Annotated in this window: 14 protein-coding genes; 8 read left to right on the forward strand and 6 right to left on the reverse strand. The window is 37.1% G+C overall.

Annotated elements, in window-relative coordinates; all coding sequences use genetic code 11:
* Positions 1–519: 519 nt before the first annotated feature.
* Positions 520–1,425, forward strand: a complete 906-nt coding sequence (locus ACFIK7_RS03165) for a transporter substrate-binding domain-containing protein (RefSeq protein WP_273790212.1) — start codon at positions 520–522, stop codon at positions 1,423–1,425.
* Positions 1,426–1,436: 11 nt separating this feature from the next.
* On the opposite strand, the gene ACFIK7_RS03170 is transcribed toward ACFIK7_RS03165, so the two are convergent.
* Positions 1,437–2,969 (reverse strand): YifB family Mg chelatase-like AAA ATPase, encoded by a 1,533-nt coding sequence (locus ACFIK7_RS03170; protein WP_375630585.1) that lies wholly within the window; start codon positions 2,967–2,969, stop codon positions 1,437–1,439.
* A 407-nt stretch (positions 2,970–3,376) separates the two neighbouring features.
* Here ACFIK7_RS03170 and ACFIK7_RS03175 point away from each other — a divergent pair, with 407 nt between their 5' ends.
* A complete protein-coding gene (locus ACFIK7_RS03175) occupies positions 3,377–5,341 on the forward strand; it encodes an autotransporter assembly complex family protein (RefSeq protein ID WP_375662926.1) in 1,965 nt (654 codons plus the stop codon).
* Entirely contained in the window at positions 5,341–9,999 is a 4,659-nt protein-coding gene (locus ACFIK7_RS03180) for a translocation/assembly module TamB domain-containing protein (protein ID WP_375662927.1), read from the forward strand. The genes ACFIK7_RS03175 and ACFIK7_RS03180 overlap by 1 nt, the downstream gene beginning before the upstream one ends.
* A 1,439-nt stretch (positions 10,000–11,438) precedes the next feature.
* Here ACFIK7_RS03180 and ACFIK7_RS03185 read toward each other — a convergent pair.
* The 3 genes from ACFIK7_RS03185 to infC form a co-directional block, all read right to left on the reverse strand.
* The gene (locus ACFIK7_RS03185) at positions 11,439–13,205 is read right to left on the reverse strand and encodes an ABC transporter ATP-binding protein (RefSeq protein WP_273790216.1); all 1,767 of its coding nucleotides are present in this window, start codon (positions 13,203–13,205) and stop codon (positions 11,439–11,441) included.
* Between the two features lie 64 nt (positions 13,206–13,269).
* Positions 13,270–13,455, reverse strand: coding sequence for a hypothetical protein (locus ACFIK7_RS03190; protein WP_273790217.1), 186 nt, complete (start codon positions 13,453–13,455; stop codon positions 13,270–13,272).
* 345 nt (positions 13,456–13,800) lie between these two features.
* Positions 13,801–14,319, reverse strand: coding sequence for a translation initiation factor IF-3 (gene infC / locus ACFIK7_RS03195; RefSeq protein ID WP_273790218.1), 519 nt, complete (start codon positions 14,317–14,319; stop codon positions 13,801–13,803).
* A gap of 195 nt (positions 14,320–14,514) precedes the next feature.
* On the opposite strand from infC, the gene ACFIK7_RS03200 reads away from it, so the two are divergent.
* The 3 genes from ACFIK7_RS03200 (at position 14,515) to dapE (ending at position 17,467) form a co-directional block, all read left to right on the forward strand.
* The gene (locus tag ACFIK7_RS03200) at positions 14,515–15,294 is read left to right on the forward strand and encodes an alpha/beta hydrolase (protein WP_375662928.1); all 780 of its coding nucleotides are present in this window, start codon (positions 14,515–14,517) and stop codon (positions 15,292–15,294) included.
* 31 nt (positions 15,295–15,325) lie between these two features.
* Positions 15,326–16,072 carry a M48 family metallopeptidase gene (locus ACFIK7_RS03205; protein ID WP_273790220.1) on the forward strand — a complete coding sequence of 249 codons (747 nt, stop codon included), beginning with the start codon at positions 15,326–15,328 and terminating at the stop codon, positions 16,070–16,072.
* Between the two features lie 222 nt (positions 16,073–16,294).
* Complete coding sequence (gene dapE / locus ACFIK7_RS03210; RefSeq protein ID WP_375662929.1) at positions 16,295–17,467, forward strand: succinyl-diaminopimelate desuccinylase; 1,173 nt, start codon at positions 16,295–16,297, stop codon at positions 17,465–17,467.
* Positions 17,468–19,065: 1,598 nt separating this feature from the next.
* On the opposite strand, the gene hemW is transcribed toward dapE, so the two are convergent.
* Together hemW and rdgB are read right to left on the reverse strand one after the other, a co-directional pair.
* Entirely contained in the window at positions 19,066–20,265 is a 1,200-nt protein-coding gene (gene hemW / locus ACFIK7_RS03215; RefSeq protein ID WP_375630575.1) for a radical SAM family heme chaperone HemW, read from the reverse strand.
* Complete coding sequence (gene rdgB, locus ACFIK7_RS03220; RefSeq protein WP_375662930.1) at positions 20,262–20,909, reverse strand: RdgB/HAM1 family non-canonical purine NTP pyrophosphatase; 648 nt, start codon at positions 20,907–20,909, stop codon at positions 20,262–20,264. Before rdgB ends, hemW begins: the two co-directional genes overlap by 4 nt.
* A 505-nt stretch (positions 20,910–21,414) precedes the next feature.
* Between rdgB and hrcA the strand changes: the two genes are divergently transcribed.
* Complete coding sequence (gene hrcA, locus ACFIK7_RS03225) at positions 21,415–22,485, forward strand: heat-inducible transcriptional repressor HrcA (protein ID WP_273790224.1); 1,071 nt, start codon at positions 21,415–21,417, stop codon at positions 22,483–22,485.
* 124 nt (positions 22,486–22,609) lie between these two features.
* Complete coding sequence (gene grpE / locus ACFIK7_RS03230) at positions 22,610–23,272, forward strand: nucleotide exchange factor GrpE (RefSeq protein ID WP_375637230.1); 663 nt, start codon at positions 22,610–22,612, stop codon at positions 23,270–23,272.
* Positions 23,273–23,377: the final 105 nt, after the last annotated feature.

Here is a 23,377-nt window from a genome sequence, read left to right on the forward strand (position 1 = left end):
TGAATACTACAAGATTCATGTCTCCCACCTTTCCCATCTTGACAATAAAGCACAAACCAGAATCATCATTTTATTTTTCAACTCTTAAATGTTGATGCAACCTTAATGTTGAGAAAAACCTCGGCATTTGAGGGGTATTTTTACTCTTTTCTTCAATAGTATCTATATACTTCCCTAGTTGTGATACGCAAGGAAATGGTCTTAATATTTTAAGATACGCGAGATATTTTGATAAAATAAAGTGTGCCACTAAAGTATATACAGCTTATTTCTTATATTTAAAAAATTAAATCACCTTTCTCTAAAATTACCTTTTATATATTTATTTTGGAAAATTAACATCAGAAATCTAAGCATTTTCAATGGTTTCAAAAAAAATATATGAAAACTGTTAAATTTTTTAACAGTTTTAAAAAATAGCAAGAATTTTATTTATTAAACGCCAGATATTTTGGTGAAGTGCGTTAGATAATAGTTAAGAAGAGTTGCATCTTAGTTTTGAAAAATGGGGGAGAGATTTTGAAAATAAAAAAATCTATATATGTAAAACATCTTCAATTGCGTTTACGGTATCTTTTATTCAATAATCCATACAATATTTTTATTCGTATTTTATTTGTAGCAGGGGGGGTTCTATTTTCCTCTTACGCAGAAGCTGAAAGGCTGCCTTCTTTTTTTGATTCGCATGAACACTTGGTACAACCTGATACAACGGATATCTTTCGTTTGCGTTTTGTAACAACTTTTGATTTTCCTCCTTTTAATTTTATTGATCAAACGGGGCATCTTGCAGGTTATAATATCGATTTATTGCGCGCTATTTGTTCAAAATTAAAATTAGAGAAGCTTTGTGAAGTAGAAGTGATTCCTTGGAAAGAGCTTGTAGAACATGTTGAAAATGGTGATGCGGAAGTCATTATTGCGGGTTTAAAAGAAACAAGTAAAACCCAGCAAGATCTTGTTTTTACAAAGTCATATTTACGTTTTCCAGCGCGATTTGTTGCTTCTCGACGTTTAAATCTCGATGAGCCAATAAGCGATCAATTGATACATTTAACCAGTGGTGTTTTGTCTAAAAGTGTTCACGAAAAACTCTTTCAACATTATTTTCCTAAAGCCAAATGGCAAGGATTTAAAAAGAGAGAAGAGCTCTATAAAGCGTTACAAGAGCGTAAAATTGACCTTATTTTTGATGATGGATTTGCTTTATCATTATGGTTCAAAAAACAAAAATCTGTTGATTGCTGCCATTTTGTTGGGGGGGCATATATGGCGCCACAGTTATTGGGGCAAGGAATGCAGCTTGCTGTTGCAAAAAAGAATGAAAAATTGGTTGATATACTCAATTATGCGCTGAAATCACTAGAAGAAGATGGTAAACTTACAGAACTTTATTTGCGTTATTTTCCAATAAGTTTTTATTGATGAATAGTTTTTTAATTAAGGGCTGTTAATCTTTCTGCACCTAGTCGATAGGAAATAGCTTCTGCGAGATGATAGCGTGAAAGAGTATCTGATCCGTCAAGATCAGCAATTGTGCGTGCAACTTTGAGAATGCGATGATAAGCGCGTGCAGAGAGGTGCATTTTTTCACTCACATCTCGTAAGAGTATGGTCGCACTTTTATCAGGAATGGCAATCTGTTCTATAATTTTGGCAGGGCAATCGCCATTGGTACGAATATGATCAAACCCCATTGTTGAAAAACGTTTAGCTTGAATGGTACGGCATCGTGCGACGCGTTTGGCAACGTCGCAGCTTTTTTCTGATTGTTCTGGTTGCATAAGGTCCATAGCTGTCAAAGCAGGGACATCAATCCGTAAATCAATTCGGTCAAGCAGAGGACCAGAAATACGGGACTGATAATCGATTTGACAGCGTATTCCTTTAGGGCAAACATGGTCTTTTTCGCCTGCCATACCACATCGGCAAGGATTCATTGCGGCAATGAGTTGGAAGCGAGCAGGATAGCTAATATGGTGATTCGCGCGGGCGATAACTGACTCCCCACTTTCTAAAGGTTGACGAAGAGAATCAAGAACCTGCGGAGAAAATTCAGGCAATTCATCAAGGAATAACACACCATTATGGGCAAGGGAGACCTCTCCCGGTCGTCCTTTAAGCCCCCCACCAATCATTGCGGCCATGGAAGCAGAATGATGTGGGGAACGAAAGGGGCAATGAAGTGAAATGGTATTATGAACCGTTTCTCCTGTAATAGAAGCAATCAGAGAGACATCTAAAAGCTCACGGCTATCAAGAGGTGGCAAAATGGAAGGTAAGCGTTGCGCTAACATAGATTTCCCAGCACCAGGGGGGCCTACAAACAAAAGGTTATGGCGTCCAGCAGCACAAACTTCTAAGGCACGTTTGGCTGTTTTTTGTCCTTTGATTTCGCAAAGATCTGGAAGTTCAGTTTCGATAGTATATTGGCGCGGTTGTGGACGTTTTTGAATTTGGGTTCCTTTGAAATGGTTGACTATAGTGAGCAGAGTCTCTGGAGCAAGAATATTTATTTCTGCATTTGCCCATGCTGCTTCAGGTCCACATTGGAAGGGACAAATCAGCCCTTTATCGAGTGATAAAGCTGTCATGGCGGCTGGTAAAACACCATTAACAGCGGTAAGTGAACCATCCAGTGATAATTCTCCTAAAATGATATAGTCTTGTGCTACTTCAGGAGGGAGGATTCCCATAGCAAGCATTAAGCCTACGGCGATTGGCAAATCATAATGCGATCCCTCTTTAGGCAAATCAGCTGGTGCAAGATTAATCGTAATTCGTTTAGTAGGCATAGAAAGTCCACAAGCGTGGAGGGCTGCTTGTACACGTTCACGGCTTTCTGCAACTGCCTTATCAGCTAATCCAACAATAGCCATTCCTATTTTACCAGACGAAATCATAACCTGTACATCGACAGGGACTGCTTCTAGACCGCGAAAAGCAACAGTTGTAATACGTGCGATCATTTATTTATTTTCCCCCTTTAGACTTGGTAGAGACAATCATATCTATTTATAAAAATCAAGAAGCATCTCTATGGTTTTTTTTATAGAGAGATCTATATACATGGGCAGTTTTTAGCGTTCTCATGGAAAGTCATTTGTACAAATTTAACCATGATAATATGGGACGCAATAAAACATTTATAATAAGCTAAATAAATATGTTAAGAAAAAAAGAATGAGGCTGTTCGTGTTATACAACAGTGCAGAATTTTATGAAAATATAAGGGGAGGGTGACGTTATGTATCGCAGAGTGTTATTTGATGTGATAAAACGCGTAAAATGTGCAAAGTAATTATATTTACCTTTCTTATTTTTATATTATTTAAAGCGTAGTAGATGCAAAGTGTATTATAAGGTATCTGATTTTATGGTATACCAGACAAGAATTTTGTTAAAATCAGGGACTGTGCGCTGTGTCTTTATAGGCTTGTGTTTTTCTTTTTCTTTTCCACAGCCTCTTGCTGCATTTGATTTTTTCGGCATTCCTCTTTTTGGTAAAAAGAAAACAAATTCTCCTTCACATTATGCCAAAAGTACAGAGAGATTTTATAAAGTTGATGTTATTGCACCGCCAGGAGCGCCATTAGAAGGTATAAAAATAGTTAAATCTGTTTCTTCTCTTGTTTCTGATAAAGAGAAAGCATCCGCTAGTTCTTCTGGTTTGCTAGCCAAGGCGCGTTCAGATTATCGAGCAATTCTTTCTGCTCTTTATGCTGATGGACGCTATGGTGGTGTTATTAGTATTAAAATTAATGGCTTAGAAGTCGCTGATTTAAGTCCGGTAACTCAACTTCCAGCACAATCGAATATCGTTATTACAATTAATGCTGGTCCACAATATGTTTTTAGTATTGCCAATATTGATAAAGTAGCTCCGTTTGAAAAACGTAAAGCGCATAAAATGCCCACAATTGAAGAATTGGGCTATAAAGTTGGGGCTATTGCTAAATCTGAAACCATTTTGAAAGCAGAAAAATGGGCGATAGAAGGATGGCGGCAACAAGGTTATGCTAAAGCTAAAATTATGAAGAGTGAAGTCGTGGCTGATCATGCTACATTGCGTGTTGAAGGACGGATTGTTGTTGGTCCTGGACAAAAGGCTCATTATGGTCCTTTAAGTGTGCGTAATATAAGTAAGAAACCACGTGTAGATTCAGCTTATATCGCGTGGATGACTGGATTGAAACCAGGGCAGATATACGATTCCGATGCGTTAGCTAAGGCAAATGAACGTCTTGCGCGCCTTGGTGTTTTTCGTGCTATCAATATACGTGAGGCTGATACTATTAATCTAGATGGTAGTTTACCGCTTATGCTTGTTGTACAAGAACGTAAACCGCGTCGTTTTGGTGTAGGCGGTAGCTATTCAACATTAGATGGTGCTGGTTTTGAGACTTATTGGATGCATAACAATCTTTTGGGTCATGCAGAGACTCTTAAAATTGAAACAAAAATAAGTGGTGTTGGTAGCAATAAAAAGCAATCATATAATTTTAAAAATTTTGATTATCTTTTCGGTAGCACGTTTATAAAGCCTGGTGTACTCACGCCAGATACAGATCTCAGGTCAGAATTAAAAATACAACAAGATGTTTTAGAAAATTATACGACAAAAGCCATCAAAGGAAAATTAGGTATTACGCATATTTTCAATGGTAATCTATCGGGACAGGCTGCTGTAGAAGTTTCAAATGGTTATTCACGTGATATCTATTTTGGGAGCCGTAATTTTACAACAATCGGTTTCCCTAGCGGCTTGATTTACGATAGTCGTAATAATAAGTTTAATGCAACAAAAGGTTTATATGGTGAAGTTTTCATTGAGCCTTTTTATGAGATGCGTTTTAGCAACTTTGTTGCAAAAGTAACAGCAGAAGGTCGTTCTTATTGGGCGTTGGATGAAGGGGATCGTTTTGTTGTTGCTGCGCGGGCAAAACTTGGTGCAGTTCTTGGGAATGATACAGCACAAGTACCCGCAAATACGCTTTTTTTTGCTGGTGGTGGGGGCTCTGTTCGTGGTTATGCTTACCGTAATATTGGTATCAAAACAGAAAATGATGCGGTTGTTGGTGGACGGGCGCTTATTGAGGGATCGGCAGAATTGCGTGTTTCTTTAAATGATAAAATAGGGTTTGTCGGTTTTCTTGATGGAGGTTTAGTAGGGGAAAAGGCGAATTTTGATTTTTCTCAAAAAATTAAATGGGGAGCCGGTATAGGAGGACGTTATATGACGGGTCTTGGTCCTTTACGCGTTGATTTAGCCTTTCCTTTAAAGAGAGAGAAGGGTGACCCTCGCATTGGTTTTTATGTGGGTATAGGGCAAGCATTTTAATGAAAAAAGGTGTACGTTTCTCAGCTTTCTTCTTTGTATTTTTGTTTTTTGGGGTGGGTGGTTTTGTTTTTGCGCAAAGAGGAGACATTCTTCCCTCTAGCGAAATGAAAACAGATGATCGCTCATGGTTTGTTTCTTTAATTGAACGAAAGCTTTCAGCGCCTAATCGTCAAGTTCGTTTACACAATATGCAAGGGACACTGTCTTCTCAAACATCAATTGATACTATTACTGTCAGTGATAAAAAAGGGGTTTGGCTTAAAATTACCAATGCTAAAATGGATTGGAATCGTCTAGCATTGCTGAGAGGGCGGATGGATATTAACCAGCTTTCGGCAGAACAGGTTACATTTTTACGCAAACCGCAAGGCAATTCTTCTTTTGTTTCTTCCCTTGAGACGGGTAAGTTTTCTTTACCAAAATTGCCGCTTGCTCTTTCTATCAATACGCTTACTGCTCAACATGTGACATTTGAACAGAATCTTTTTGGTTTTTCTGCTGATATGTCCTTAAAAGGCAATTTCACCTTGGCTAGTGGTAATTTTGATGTCGATATAGCGGCGCATCGTTTAGATGCACCGGGTTCTTTTTCTGTTCTCACCAAGATATCTGATAGTAATCGTACAGCTCAAATTGATATTTCTGCTAACGAACCACAAAATGGTATTTTGGCAAATATTTTTAACATTGAACAATGTCCAGCATTAAATCTCGTCCTGAAAGGTGATGGTACTTTTGATGATTTGGTTATCAAACTTTCTTTAGAGTCTGATCATCATTCTATTGTAGATGGTAATGTTATTCTTGCAAGTGTTCCAGAAGGACAGAGTTTTTCTACGAAACTAGAGGGAACACTGAGCCCTTTAATACCTTCTCAATATCGTAGTCTCTTCGAATCTAATATAACATTAAAAGCAAAGGCAAGAAGAACAAAAGAAGGTGTGACACACCTTGATCAGATGGTTATTCAGAACAAAGCAATGAACGTTATAGCCAATGCTGAAATAACCGCCGATGGATTTTTGCGACGGCTTTTTGTTGATGGAAAAATGGCTCTTGATAACGAAAAGGATTCTGTTCATTTACCTATATCAGACGTGCCAAAATCTGCGAATACTCTTGCTTTGAACATTGACTATGGTCGCGAAGGTCAACAATCTTGGAGTGGGCGGTTGGTTGTAAATCATTTAAGCAATAAAAATATTTATATTCGCGATGCAATTTTTGATATGGGAGGAGTAAGCGAAAATCTTGATAATGCAGCTTCTCGTCATGTTGGTGTTCAGGTTAAAGGGACGCTTCAAGGGGTTAAAAAGATTAAGGGAGCGTTAGTAGAAAATTTAAGCCAAGCGGTTCATGTGCATTTAGATACGGATATTGTTTCGAACAAACCAATTTTGATTCATGATCTGAGTGTTACGGCTCAGGGTTTTTCTTCTTGGTTAAAAGGGACAATGGAGAATTTTATTTTTAAAGGCGATCTCGGTTTAAAAGCTCAAACATTAACTCCTTTGGAAGTGTTCAGTAAACAATCACTTTCTGGTAGTGCAGATATTAAAGCCAAAGGAACGATCAGTTTATTGAGTGGCATTTTTGATCTCCAATTATCAGGAATGGCTGACGATATGAAAATAGGCATGCAGTCTTTTGATCGTTTATTCAAAGGAAACATCACTCTTTCAGGTGGTGTTACTCGAAATACGAGGGGTGTCATTTTTCGTCATTTTAATTTGAAAAATCAATATACAAACATAGAGGCTAATGGTTATTTTTCAGATGAAAGCGCTAAAATGGATCTATCTGCTCAAATATCTGATTTGTCCAAATTAGATCCAAAGATAAGCGGTGCGCTTACAATTCAAAGTACGGCGAGAGGGCGCAATAGCCATATAAAACTAAATACACGTGCCCATATTGCTGAAGCATTAATTGTAGGGAAGAAACTTCAAAACACAACACTTAACATAGATGCATTTGTAGATAATACAGCACCAATTACTTCTTTAACGGGGGTGGTAAAAGGTGAAGGGATTTTTGCTAAGAAACCTTTGCATGTATCGGCCTCTTTTGAAGATTCTCATAAAATTCGAAAACTTAAAAATATCGATATTAGAGGGGGAAGTGCAAAAATAACGGGTGATCTTTCTCAACAACTTGGCGGTTTTTTGAAAGGAGCGCTGCATATTGATGCCGATGATATTTCCGTACTTTCAGCGTTATTTTTGCAGGATGGTAGTGGAAAAGTAAAAGGAGATTTTATTTTTGATGAACAAAATGGCAGACAAAAAACCAATGTGAAGGCGCATGTTAACCATTTGAATTTTTCCAAGAATAAAATAAAAAAATTGGCAATAGATGCTGACATATTCGATCCTTTTGGCATGACTCAGTTTGAAGGAGTTATCAATGCAGAACATATTCAAACACCTTTGGTAATGGTCAATCGTTTAAATGCTCACGCTGATAGGAATAATGGACAAACGGTTTTTACTGTCCAAGCGATGTTGCATGATACTCTCAATGCACGGCTTTCTGGTCGTTTAATGGTTGAGGAACTTCCAGAAAGTATAAAACGAGAAGTGCAAATTGAAACTGTGGACTTAAAACAACATACTTTTCATGCAACATTGCCGAAGCCATCCATAATTGCTTTTGATAAAGATGGAATGACAATCAATGAATTAGGAATTGCAATAAATGGAGGCAACATCATCTTAGCAGGGAATATTCAAGATACCATGAATTTGCAACTTACAATGAATGCGCTTCCTGCTGCTTTAGTCAATCTGTGGAAATCTGATCTTGGAGCAGCAGGGAGTGTAACAGGGCAGGTTATGATTCGTGGTCATTTAAAAAAACCTAATATAACTTACGATATAAAAGGTGAGGGACTGACAACCGTTGCTTTTCGAGATAAAAAAATTATGCCTTTTTCTCTTTCTGCTACGGGGAACACTGTAGATCAAAATCTTACTTTGAATGCAAATTTAACAGGAGAAGGAGTACAAGCACAAGCTCAGGGGCATGTATCTCTAGAGAAAAATGCGCTTGATCTTCATATTAATTTGCAAAATTTATCTGCACGTTTGGCGAATGGTTTTATTGCAGGACAAGCGCTTGATGGGACAGTGATAGGTAAAGTTGATATTGGTGGAACAATGAAGGATCCATCTGCTCATTTTGAGCTTTCTAGTCAAAATTTAACCGCTATGACGCATAAAGGACCGATGTCAATCAATATAAATGCTCGTGGTTCTTATAAAAAATCGACATTTCATATTGAAAATATGATAGCTACTGGAGATAAAGGATTAGATCTTTCCATCCATGGGCCTGTGTCTCTTAATGGTTCAGAGGCAAAATTAAACGTTAAAGGGATAATGCCTCTTGATTTTGTTAATCTCTTATTAGCCAAGCGTGGTGCACATATAACGGGTACAGCAAGAATTGATACAGCTCTTAATGGGGCGTTATCAAAGCCACAATTGTTAGGAAATATTTCTATAGGCGACGGTAGCTTTTTTGATTCACAAACAAATGTAGGATTGAATAATATAAAGCTTGAAGGCAAATTGAAAGGTGATCATATCCTTATAGAGAAAGCTTCAGCTTCTTCGTTTGAGGGGGGGGGAATTTCTGCTTCAGGTCGTATCTCTAATAGTCTAGAGACAGATTTGATATTTCATCTTGATAATGCCAATTATAATGATGGTTCTATGATTCTGGCAACATTATCAGGTGAGATGACAATGACAGGTCATTTTTTAAATAATCTTGTTCTTGGTGGTGATATCATCGTTGAAAAAGCTGAAGTTTTTGTTCCTGATCATTTTAAAAGTGCCAAGTTTCTTGATGTTAGAAATAAGAATTTAACTAAATCGATTCAAACAACACTTGAACGTGCTGATGTTAAGAACACGAACAAAAGCAAAAGCCGTATAGTTACACAAGAATCGTCATCTGTCGTGCTATCAAATATGCGTATTACAGCACGCAATCAATTTTTTGTACGCGGAAAAGGCTTAGATGCTGAACTGGGAGGACGCATTAATCTAGCAGGTCCATTGAATGATGTGCATCCAGTTGGTGAATTTAGAATGATTCGTGGACGTTTTGATATCCTGTCGCAACGTCTTAATTTTGATCAAGGACAAGCGAGTTTTAGTGGTAATCTTAATCCTACGGTTTATTTTGTAACCAACAATAACAGTGGTGATATTCGCGTCACTGTAACTGTAAGTGGGACGGTTGATAATCTTGATATTAATTTTTCTTCACAACCAAATTTGCCTCAGGATGAGATTTTGGCTCGTTTGATTTTTAATCGCTCTCTTAATGAATTATCACCATTTCAGATTGCTCAACTTGCAGCAGCAGCGGCTGATCTTGCAGGTGCTTCTAATACATCTTTGTTGAATACTTTACGAACTAAAATTGGACTTGATGATCTTGATGTTATCGTTAATGAGAAGGGTAATACAGGCTTACGTATTGGACGCTACATACACAATAATATTTATTTGGGCTTTGAAGCAGGGTCTGATGGAACGACGAAAGGGACAATTAATTTAGATATTTCGCGTCATCTCAAAGCTAAAGGTGCCATAGGAAATGAACAAAATTCTAGTATAGGTCTCTTTTATGAAAGAGATTATTAAAGATTGAATTTTAAAAAAACAATTTCTTCGTTTTTTGTCTTTCATTTCTAAATCTGAGGAAGGAGGCATAGACTAGAAATCCTATAAAAGAAGAAGCTTTTTGTTGAGGCGTGAAGAGATATATCTGAAATATTCGATTTTTTGTTATGCTATTCTCTAAAGGGACAAAATCTTCACGAAAGATAGTATGTTATTTTGCTGCTATATATTTATTTTAGAGAAATACCTTACCTTGTTTTCAAGCCCATATCGTGCTGTTGCCTAAAGAATGTAGTGTGTGCAATATATTGATTTATAAAGATAATTTATTGTTATTCAACTTGAATTAGAACTTTGAATATCGTACGAATCTCTTTCGTATTGAATCAATCAAAACCATTCGGCTTGTATGCTACAAGCGGGGAATCCTGTGTGGATAAAACTATTAAGAAATGACTAAAAATGCCTCTTATGAATCATCTCGAGAGCTAAGAGCTGTCGCAACATTAGGGACTGGCAGAATAGTGTGAATGGTGCCGGTTTATTACTCCATAAGCGTAAAGATAGAGGGGGTTAATGGATTTATCGTTATACAGTTCACGAATGTTATCGCGAAATGGGCTTAGGGAAGACTTTGAGAGAGGTCTCTTTAAAACAAGTACGTGAATTTGCAACACAATGGCATTCTGTTTTTACGTGAAGGACATGATTCCATTAAAGACCGTCAAAAGCATGAGGCAAGCAGAGAATTCATAAGATATCGATTTTATTGTCAAACGCATTTAAAGCAATATTTTTTAATAATAAAAATTACCTATTATTTTAGATTTTTGTTTATTGTGTCTTGAATGAGATCACTTTTCTTATAACGAATAGCTCCCCAAACAGAATACTCCAAAATATAACATTATTGTGTTGCAAGTTTATGTACTTGTTTTAAAGGAACATTTCTCAGTGTGCGCTTGAGTCTATTTCATAAGATTGCTTGTGAAATGGTATAAAGTACCTCTTATGAATGGTATAAAATCTACACTACCGTTATTAATAAAGGTATAAGTATTTGCTAAAGCTATAAGCCGGCATTATCATTCTATTTTCCAGCTTTTCATGTTGCTGACAATCTTTTCACTTGAAAGTGTAGAGGTATTTTTATTGCTTATCTTAAGAGTTTTTATGCATATACCAATATCTCTTATGACGTACAACAAGCGCTTTTGATTGATTCATCATAAATATAAAGAAAATTTGCAATAAGCAAATTACATCTTATCTTTTGCATTCAACAAAACAACGAGTAAAGTTTTCATCTAAATCCAAGAATTTTATTTTCAATAAACCATAAATTCTTTACCAATTCTTGATTGAAGTAATGCTTTTTCTTGATAACAAGTCTTTTTTTATAAATGAAGCATTACCTTCTATCCATTTTTTATTTCAAATCTTATTTAAGGATCTAGAAATTAGGAGGTATGTTTTTTGAACTGGATATTATGAAGTTTTTTATAAAACCCATTTTCTTTTGCTAGCAATTCTTTTTGAGTACCTTGTTCAATTAGTTGTCCATTTTGTATGACCACAATTTTATGAGCACGAGCAATCGTTGAAAGGCGATGAGCAATAATGATCGTTGTGCGTCCTTTAGTAAGATGGTGAATGGCTTCATTAATTTGTGCTTCGGTGTGTGAATCGAGCGCACTTGTTGCTTCATCAAGAATCAGAATTTCACTATCGTGAATCATTGCTCTAGCGATAGCGAGTCGTTGTTTTTGCCCCCCTGAAAGATTACAGCCATTATCACCTATCTGTGTATCATAACCATTTGGCAAACTCATAATAAAGTCATGAGCATTTGCTGCTTTTGCTGCTTCGATAATTTCGTCATCACTAGCCCCTTCTTTTCCAAGCCCGATATTATATTTAACAGTTCCTTGAAAGAGAAAAGTATCCTGTCCTACATAGGCCATCAGGTTTCTCAGAGAGCGAAATGTTGTGTAGCGAATGTCTTGATCATTAATCAATATGCGTCCTTTTGTGGGGTCATAGAGGCGCATAATAAGGTTGATAAGGGTTGATTTTCCCGAACCGGATGGTCCCACCAATGCTGTCATTTTTCCGGCTTCTATTTCTAGATTGATGTCTTTCAATATCATTTTGTTATTAGTGTATGCAAAAGAAACATGTTCGAAACGAATAGTTCCTTGCGTTTTATTCAGATCTTTAGCTTCTTTATGTTCTACAACTGTAAGGGGACAATCGAGTATTTCAAACATCGTACGGATATTGACCAAGCCAGATTCAATTTTAACACGTACATTTGCTAGTCTTTTTGCGGGTTCATAAGCTAAAAGTAAAGCAACAATAAAGGACATAAATTCACCTTGAACACCTGCGCGTTGGGTTGCAAGATAACCGGAAAAACAAATAATACCTGCAATGGCAACACCCGTGAGTGTTTCCATAATTGGATTGGTAATAGCTTCGAGTGTTGCAATACTGTTTGTTTGTTTTTCAACATCACAAATGGCTTTGTCCATCCGTTTTTTCATGACTTCTTCTAGTGAAAAGGCCTTGATGATTCGAATACCAACAGCCGTTTCCTGTACGATTTTGATAATTTCACCAAGTGAAAGGAGCTCTTTTTCCATCAAGCTGCGAACGCGTTTTAAAGCCATTCGAACGCCTAAAAAAGCTAGTGGTCCTACGATTAAAGTAATGGAGATTAACACAAAGTTTTGAATGAACATGACAAGCAACAGACCACTAACGGAAAGCAAATCACGTACAAAAGTTGTGATAATAGTATCAATTATATTACGTACGGCTGTTGCATTATGAGTTACACGAACAAGAAGATCAGATGAAGTGTTATTATGATAAAAAGAGACTCCTTGTTCCATAAGTCGTGCAAAAATTTTACGCTGTTGTTCAGCAATGATACTGTTGCCTGCTTTGTTTAGAAAGTAAGTTTGGAAAAAAGTTGCAACTCCTTTGAGAATAAAGATAAAAGCAATGAAGCTAGAAATCAAAACAATCATAGGAAAATTTTGTGCATCAATAATCTGATTAACAACATCCCGCATAATCCATGCACTGGTTGCTGTGGTACAAGAAATGATGATCATTGAGAAGATAGCCGCACTGTACCAACGCATATGTTTACGAAAATTTTCTCGTAAAAGGCGGATAATAAGATGTTTGTCGAAAGAGGAAATTTGTTTTTTAGCCATGAAGTGCTTCTATATTCTCTCATTATTTTATGCAAGATTGAAACACTCTTAATTAAAAAGCCCCTTAATCTTTTTTACAAAAATAGTCTTTTCTTTCAAGGCTCATCATATCAATTTCACGACGGCGAGAGTGAAGAATGTAGTGCAAAGTTTCTGTAAAAGGTATAACGAAAATTCGTTGTTCATCATTATTTTTAGTTTTCAATAAAAGATACCGGCGAGTCTCACTATTGTATTTACCAATTTCCATATTGTGATAGCCTTTGGCACTTGAAATGGCTCACAAAAAACATTTCTGCTTTTTTAATAATTTTTTATGTATCATCTCCATTTGTGATGTGTAAGCAAACAATTTCGCCGCATTGCATGATAAGAGTGCTTGAAATAAGAAGGCCTTACGATGTTTGAGCTTTCTCATTTAATATGCAAAATAACGAATTCTTCTTATAAATCGATCAAGCATTATTAAACTCTTAAAAGGCTTTATACACATTTATAAAACCTTAAAAGCACCACAAAAACTCTATGTGGTGCTTCTAAAAATACCATACGCCCATGCTAATGAGTTGCATGCGAATATTATTTCAATGCAAAACTATTTAGGTGCTATCACCATCATCATTTGCCGGCCTTCAAGCTTTGGCTCCAATTCGATTTTGGCAATTTCACTTGTATCTTCTTTCACACGCTGAAGAAGCTTTAATCCAAGATCTTGGTGAGCCATCTCACGACCACGAAAACGCAAAGTAATCTTTACTTTATCACCATGATCAATAAAGCGATGAACAGCCTTGAGCTTGACTCCATAATCATGGACATCAACATTTGGGCGCATCTTAATCTCTTTGATTTCGATGACTTTTTGCTTCTTACGTGTTTCAGCAGCTTTTTTTTGGGTTTGATATTTTAATTTTCCCAAATCGATGATTTTACATACGGGTGGCTCTGCATTTGGTACAATCTCAACCAAATCAAGTCCCGCATCTGCAGCCATAGCAAGAGCTTCTTGTATCGCAACAACTCCCTGATGTTGTCCCTCATCATTGATAAGCTGAACATGAGGTACCCGAATATCCTTATTTGAACGTGGTCCGTCTTTTTGGGTAGGTGTCATTTTAAACGGTTTACGAATGGTTTATGCTCCTTAAATTTTGATTCAACTACAGTTAATTTAATATACAATTATGCACCTAAAAACAACTATAATTCGTGTTATTTTCATTATTTGATTTATTACTTTTTGGAATGATTTAGATTATAAAAGTTTTCTCTTAATTTAAAGAAATTGTTTTATGGAGGATAAAGAATCATGGATCAACATATTCCTTGTCAGTTTTTTTCGTTTGAGAACACCACACTTGCAGTACGTTATCGCAAGGGGCGCCAATCTCCAGGTTTGGTTTGGCTTCCTGGCTATCAATCCGATATGTTGGGAAGTAAGGCAACGTTAGTTGATCAGTTTGCTCAGAAGAATGATTTGTCTTGTTTACGTTATGATTATTCTGGACATGGAGAATCTGAAGGTGATTTTTTTCAAGGAACAATTTCGCGTTGGGTTAAGGAAAGTTTAGCGACTTTTGAAACCTATTGTGAGGGTCCACAAATTTTGATTGGTTCCTCTATGGGTGGGTGGATTGCACTAAGGCTTGCTATGATGCTAGCACAGAAAAATAAGAAGCTTGCTGGCATGATATTGATTGCTCCAGCGCCTGATTTTACACAAACATTGGTGGAACCAAAATTAGGCCCAGAAGAATGGAAGATTTTGGAAGAAAAAGGCTATATTGAACGACCTGCTGTTGATGATACAGAGCCAATGCCCTTTACAAAAAAATTAATTGAAGATGGGCGCGAAAATTGTGTTATGAAAGGATGCATTGATGTTGGGTGTCCAGTCCATATTCTACAAGGGATGGAAGATGAAGATATTCCCTATCAGCATACATTGACTTTACTTGATCATTTACCTCTCCATGATGTAACGTTGACACTTGTTCGTGATGCAGATCATCGCTTTTCTCGTCCACAAGATTTAGATTGCCTTGAAACAGTATTGAGATCTTTTATTAATCAGATTAATGCAAAATAAGGGGTACATTTATTGATGAAGATAAAAATATATGAGCATTTCTAAGCAGCATTTTATTTTTTCTGATCGCTCTGTGCCTGTACGGGTGCGGGAAAATAAGTATGCACGCCGTCTTACCTTACGTATTGATGCCAGCAGTCAAGAGATTTGTGTAACAACACCACCAGCGATAAGTCTCTGTACGATTCAAAGTTTTATTGAAAAGCATCGATCTTGGATTGAGGCACGTCTTGCTCGTTTACAAATCTCTCATGAAAATGCTTATCTCAAAGAGGGGGCAATGATTCCTTTATTAGGTGTTTCCCATACCATAAAGCATAGAGAAGGGCGTGGGGTAACAGAAATCCTTACAGCAGATGCGGAGCAAGGACCTAAAATTATTGTTTATGGTCAATTAGAATATCTCCCAAGACGCATTGCTGACGTTTTGAAAAAACAAGCAGCACTTATTATAACACCTTTGGTGGCACATTATGCCCATAAAGTAGAGCGTAAAGTCAAATCAATTTGTTATAAAGATACGAGAAGTCGTTGGGGATCTTGTTCAATAGATAAGCGTCTTTCTTTTTCTTGGCGCCTTGTTATGGCACCAAAAGAAGTTGTGGAATATGTTGTTGCTCATGAGGTTGCTCATCTTGTTGAAATGAATCACGGACCGAGATTTTGGGCTCTTTGTGAAGAGCTATGTCCTGATAGTAAAACGTACCGTGCTTGGTTGAAGGAAAATGCCCATAGATTGCAAGCAATTAATTTTGATTCATATAATTTAGAGGCGTAAAAAACTTTCAAATGAAGGCAACATTTAACGGAACTTTTTGTTGAGTGTTTTGTTGTGTGTGTGCTTGCTCATTTATAATGAGGAAGCCATTGAAGCTCTCAGCACGATTGTTCTCCCCTGCTTGGTTTGCTGAGTGTCTTCAATGTTTTTTCTTTATCTTTTTTGTAATTCAGCGTAATAACCTTAAGTTCCGATGACTTATAAAAAATGGGAAGGGACCTTATGCCTGTTCTTACAGATCCACTTCAGCTACTAAAGAGACTTATCCGTTGTCCTTCTGTTACACCTCATGAAGCGGGGGCTTTATCAACTTTGGAACAATTTTTGAAAAAAATGGGATTTCACGTCGAGCGCCCTATTTTTACGGATAAAAATACAGATAATGTTGAAAATCTTTATGCAAAAATGGGAAATGAAGGACCCCATCTTATGTTTGCGGGTCATACAGATGTCGTACCACCAGGTGCATTGGAAGATTGGACTTATTCACCTTTTGAAGCTGTCATAGATCAGGGGAAATTATATGGGCGGGGTGCTGTTGATATGAAGGGCGGAATCGCTTGTTTTATTGCGGCGCTAGCGCGAGTTCTTGAGAAACGATCCATTAAAGGAATGGTAAGTTTTTTGATTACCGGTGATGAAGAGGGACCTGCTGTTAATGGTACCGTCAAACTTCTCAAATGGGCAGAAAAAAAAGGCGAAAAATGGACCGCGGCTCTTGTGGGGGAACCAACAAGTGTAAAGACTGTTGGGGATGTCATCAAAATCGGTCGCCGCGGATCGATTTCTGGTATCATTACCGTGAAAGGTCGCCAAGGTCATGTTGCTTTTCCAGAGCGGGCTGCTAATCCCTTGCCTTTGGCAAGTAAGCTTATTCAAGCATTGACACAAACTGCTTTAGATAAAGGGACAGAGAATTTTCAACCCAGTAATCTAGAGCTAACAAGCATTGATACTGGTAATTTAGCGGTCAATGTTATCCCAGCGCAGACAACAGTTCATTTTAATATACGCTACAATGATCTTTGGACAAAAGAAACACTGATGAAGGAAATTGAAAAGCGTCTTGCTTTGGTGCAATCAAAAAACAATGGTGACCAATATCCCTCTTATCAGCTTGAATGGATTCCAAGTTTAGGAGATGTTTTTTTGACCAAAAATGATAAACTCATTCAAACTTTATCCAATGCTATTAAAAGTGTAACAGGGAATATACCAGAATGTTCCACTTCTGGTGGTACTTCAGATGCGCGATTTATTAAGGATTATTGCCCAGTGATTGAATTTGGCTTACCAGGGCAAACGATGCATATGGTAGATGAGTGTGTGGCCCTTGATGCAGTGGAAACTCTTACTGCTATTTATGAGCGTTTTATTATTGAATTTTTTGCATAAAGAAAAGATTTTTGGTTCAAAAATACCTTTATCTTGTTGAGCTATAAGATATTGACATTTAAGGTGTGGTGATATGAGTCTCGTAAGACTTAATATATTAAGTGGTTTTAGAGTAAGTGATGAATATTCTTAAGTTGGGATTCTTGCCTGTAGAGTTTTTAGTTAAGTGAATTACATAATTGGAAAGCCAAGAGAGACCTGCTTGAAGAAGTAGAACTGTTTAGACCATATTGGATTGAAAATATTCGTTCTTTAAAGTGTAGAAAGGAAGTCACACGCAATCATATATGGAAAACAATGAATATTATATCATCATTGTGTGATGACAGGTTGAAGCCATAAAGACACACAAAAACATGCTGCTATTGTAAAAAGTTCGTACAACATAAATGCGCTCATTCACAGCTCATGTTTTGATATGTTTTCTGCACTCTCATAAAAGGTACTTCTTGTTCCAATTAGACTCTCTTAGAATAAAGCCTATAGGAAAAGCGCTTTAAGTTTGTTTTATTTCATATATTTTGCCATGCTTTTTTTGTCCCCAAGAACTTCCGTTGCAAAATCATTACGAGATAGAAGGTGAGCTTATTTAATCAGCTTTAATCTTGGTTATGATAAAGATACACAGAATTTTTTGTAGCAGCACGTTGACTTCTTGAGCCAAGGATTGTCCTAGTATTATTCTCAATTTTTTAATAAAATAACCTTAAAGGACGCGTACAGATACTCATAAGCATTATGCATACAAGTAAGATTATATGGGATTAACGTCGTTTCGCTCGCTAACAAAGCAATCTCGATTCATATCGGGTATATTTGCCATTTGAGTGCATTATTTGTTTAATAAAGCTCGTGATTTTGCTGTGACCTATAAATCAATACCAATCATACAGCCGCGTATCTCAAATAAATATTGGTTCAGTACTTTTTGCGATAACCGCTTTTACATGCCAGAATAGGATAAAAGTATTGCGTATATCTATTTTTTATAATCTCTGAAACAGACATACAATTTCATTGAGGAAAAATATAAAGGTATAAAGGTGAAAATCAGCGTGCTTTTTTACTTTCTTTTTTATTCGGCTTTACGGTTTTCAAAAGTAAATAGAGTAAGATCTTTTTACATAATCAAAAATTGATGCATGGTTTCATGCTTATTTCTATGGTTCTTTTAATGGTGCCACGATTTCATAAAGAAAAAATACATTATCGTGTTATGCATTCACGTATTTGTTTTAGAGGAATTTTCTCAATGTTTGTCACATTTGTGCTACTACGGTGCTTATGAATGTTGTAATATAAAATCTATAATGCCTCCCCATCTTTATGTTTATGAAAAATAAAGTTAGAGCACCATACACTTTCTAGCTCAAAATATTGCAATAGCTTTTAGCACTTAAGAGTGTTCATAAGAGGCCTTTTTACTCCTTTTTTATAGTTTTTATCCACATGCTTCTCTATTTTTAAGGTGTAAGCAAATGGCGATAACTAACTTGCTATAAATAGTTTTGAAATGAGAGAAGCTCACAATATTCTAATCTCACCTTGCTATGAAAAATGATAATTATGATTAAAATAAGTATGTTGTTATAAAAACTTTAATTTGCAAGTTGGCTGATGATGTGATCAAGAACAATACGTCCTTTGGTTGTTGCTTTTAAGCGTTGGTTATCCACCATTTCTATCAATTCTTGGTGTTGTAAATCGATCAGTTTTTCCATTGGGATACGTTTAGGGCTTAAGGTTTCATAGCGTATAAGTTCTAAGCCTTCGCAAAGGCGTAATCCCATAAGGAGCATTTCATTTGCCTGTTGTTCAGTGGTTAAATGTTCCGTTTCAATACAGCCATGTCCTGTTGTTTCTACCAAATTAAGCCACTGTTCGGGATGCTTTTCATTTATTGTGACATAACGTTCGCGGTTTTCAAGGTGTGATGACAATGTTTTTGAACAGAAAGAGGAATGATTCGATGCGTGCTCAATGAAACGTCCATGTGCTCCTGGACCAAAGCCTGCATATTGGTGATAACGCCAATAAAGAAGATTGTGTGCTGATTCGGCACCGGGCATTGCATGGTTTGAGATTTCATAGGCAGGAAGTCCATGTAGTGCCGTTATTTCTTGAGTAAGATGATACAGATCTGCTGCTAGCTCTGATGGGGGAAGGATAAGTCTTCCTGCATCATGAAGCCGTTTAAAGGCGGTTCCTTCTTCGATCGTCAATTGATAAAGAGAAAGATGGTCCGCTGCTAAATCAATTGCTTGTACAAGTTCAGATTTCCATTGTTCAAGGGTTTGTTCGGGGCGGGCATAAATGAGATCAAAGGATAAACGTGGAAAAATTTGTCGTGCTAAAGCAATGGCACAAAGAGCTTGTTCCACATTATGGAGTCGGCCAAGTTTGCGCAATGCTTTATCATTGAGCGCTTGTATCCCTAGAGATAAGCGATTAACACCTGCCGCACGGTATCCACGAAAGCGCTCTGCTTCCACACTGGATGGATTAGCTTCTAATGTAATTTCAACTTTATCATCGACTACCCATTTTTTTGCAAGTGCTTGCAATAGGGCATCGACAGTTTGCGGCTCCATAAGGGAAGGGGTTCCTCCACCAATAAAAATACTTGTAATATGGCGTGGGCCTATTTTGTGGTATTGCGTTTCTATTTCGCGCTTAAAGGCGGTGACAAAACGTGGTTGATCAACACCATGGATGCGAACATGCGAATTAAAGTCACAATAAGGACATTTAGCTGCACAAAAGGGCCAATGAATGTAAATGCCAAAAGGTTCTTTCATGAGAATGCTAAAAGGTTTTCTGCCAAAAGTTTGAAAGCACGTGCGCGATGTGAAAGAGGGGGAATATCATTACGTTTCCAGTTGTGTTTTTGCTCTGTTGACATTTCTCCAAAGGTATTTTCACATCCATCGGGTAAAAAAATAGGATCAAAACCAAAGCCTTTATCTCCCCGTGGAGGCCAAATGAACGTTCCTTCAACGCATCCACGGAAGTAATCTGCATGAGCATCAGGCCATGCAATGCAAATGACGGATATAAAACGGCATTTCCGTTGACTTTTTTCTCGTGCTCCGACTTTTTGGAGTTCATTTTCTATTTTTTTCATAGCTTTTGGAAAATTACGTGTACCATCGGCTTGAATTGCCCAATCAGCGGTATAAACGCCTGGCGCACCCTCCAATGCATCTACCTCTAAGCCTGAATCATCAGATAGGGCAGGAAGTCCTGTTTTTTTTGCTGCTGAAAAAGCTTTAATATAAGCATTTTCTTCAAATGTTTTTCCCGTTTCTTTTGGTTCTGGCAAGCCCAGTTCTTTTGCCGATTGTATTAGTAAACCGAAAGGCGTAATTAAAGTAGTGATTTCATGCAATTTTCCGGTGTTATGTGTAGCAATGACAAGTTTTTTATCTGCTATGCTTCTCATATAGATTTCTCCAAAAATGAAAGGGGAATTATTTTTGTGCTAAAAACCGACTTTAATGCTCATACACACACATTTTACATGATATGATTATTTTACACGTTTAATGATATTTTATTCCAATAAAATTTTTTATCTTGTATGAAGATAACCTTGCAAAGATATGAAAGACATCTCTTTATTTATGATAGCATTTTTATGGTAAATTTCCAATTTCCTGCTTGCTCTAAAGGGTGAAATTTTCTATCTACAGCGGTTTTTAATCAATCTAGATTCTCTTGATAAGTCCCTACAGCAGACCACTTTACAGATCAACTCTTATCTTAAATATTTCTCACACACTCTAACAAAAAATATTTCCTGCGTAATTTATCAAGCATCACTCTGAAAGGTAGCATTTTACAGCTCAATAGGATAATATATTTTTATACTACTTTAGACTATTTGACCAAACCTTGACAAAACTTATATAAGAGATGAGGATTTTAAAAGTAGTGAAACAATTGTGATGAAGCACAAAACTATTGATAATGAACTAAAATATCTTGATGAACGTTCGCGTGATATTTTTCGCCATATTGTTGAAGCTTATCTTAATGATGGTGAACCTGTAGGGTCACGTAATCTTTCGCGGCTTTTACAACAGACATTATCGCCTGCGACGATTCGCAATGTGATGAGTGATCTTGAACATCTCGGTTTGATTTATGCACCACATGTTTCTGCGGGTCGAATGCCGACACAATCAGGTTTACGCTTTTTTGTTGATGCATTTATGGAAGCGGGTGATTTGCCAAACGAAGAGCGAGAAAATATTGAAATGCAAGTCAAAGAGGCTGGTCATGCACAATCGGTTGAACATTTTCTTGTTCAAGCAAGCCGAGTTCTTTCAGATCTTTCACGTGGGGCAGGGCTTGTTTTAGCAACAAAACAAGAAGGAACATTGAAACATATTGAATTTGTGCGCCTTGATAGGGAGCACGCTCTTGCCGTTTTGGTGACTCAACAAGGTGAAGTTGAAAATCGTATTGTTCATTTACCAGAAGGGGTTACCCATGCACAATTGACGGAAGCAACGAATTTTCTCAATGCCCATATTCAAGGGCGTACATTGAGTGAAGCTAAAGGGGAAATTGCCCGCTTATGCGCAGAAACAAGGGCCGCACTTGATGATTTATCACATCATCTTGTTGAAACGGGATTAGCTCTTTGGGGAGGAGAAGATGCTGATCATAAAATACACCTCATTGTTCGCGGGCGTAGCAATTTACTTGAAGATGTAAAAGCAGAAGAAGATTTAGAACGGTTACGCCATTTGTTTGATGATCTTGAAACGCGCGAGAGTATGGCACAGCTTCTCGATTTAACGGATGAAGGTTCTGGGGTTAGAATTTTTATTGGTTCAGAAAATAAGTTATTTTCTCTTTCTGGTTCTTCTTTAGTTGTAGCACCTTATCGAGATTCACAACAAAGAGTCATTGGTGCTTTAGGTGTTATTGGTCCTACACGGCTTAATTATGCAAGGATTGTGCCCATGGTTGATTATACAGCTCAACTTGTGTCACAGTTATTGCGTTAAAACGATGCAAGTAAGTATTTGTACTATAAAAGCTCATTGTATTATATACATCGCTACCCCTTGATTTTTGTCTGTAGAATTTCGATATCGAGAATAACGAATCTTATGAAGGAATAAAATTTTTATGTCTGATGAAAAAAACAAATTTACTGACGCTTCATTTGAAAATTGTGATTTAAAAAATCCAGCTGATCGTAATACACTTAAACAGGCAGCCGATGAATTTTTAAAAACACATAAAACAGAGGAACACGAAGTCATTGAAACAGAAAGCAATGAGGTTAGTGATCTTTTAGCGTCTTTGCAGGATGAAAATAAAGAACTGAAAGATCAGCTTTTACGTCTTGTTGCAGATATGGAAAATCTTCGACGCCGTACTATGCGAGATGTGGCGGATGCAAAGGCTTATTCCATTGCTAATTTTGCACGGGATATGTTATCGGTTTCTGACAATCTCAATCGTGCTTTGGAAGCCATTCCAGAAGGTGCACGGGAGAGTGATGCTGGTTTGAAATCATTGGCAGAAGGCGTTGAAATGACTGAACGTGCCATGATGGCAGCATTAGAACGTCATGGGGTGCAAAAAATTCATCCAGAGGGGCAAAAATTTGATCCTCACTTTCATCAAGCGATGTTTGAAATTCCCAATGCTGATGTTCCAGATAATACTGTTCAACAAGTGGTTCAGGCAGGTTATATTATCGGGGAAAGGGTGTTACGTCCAGCTATAGTGGGTGTAGCTAAAGGAGGAGCAAAAGAAGCTTCTGTTGAAGCTGATTCGGCTTAAAACACATCAATAACAAACCTCTATCGTAAAATGCAGTATTCCCTGCAGTTTCATATATATAGGGTCTTTTCTCAAAGAGTTTTTAAAGGGTGTGACAAACACCCT

The organism is Bartonella sp. CL266QHHD, from assembly GCF_042195355.1.
Taxonomy (GTDB): domain Bacteria; phylum Pseudomonadota; class Alphaproteobacteria; order Rhizobiales; family Rhizobiaceae; genus Bartonella.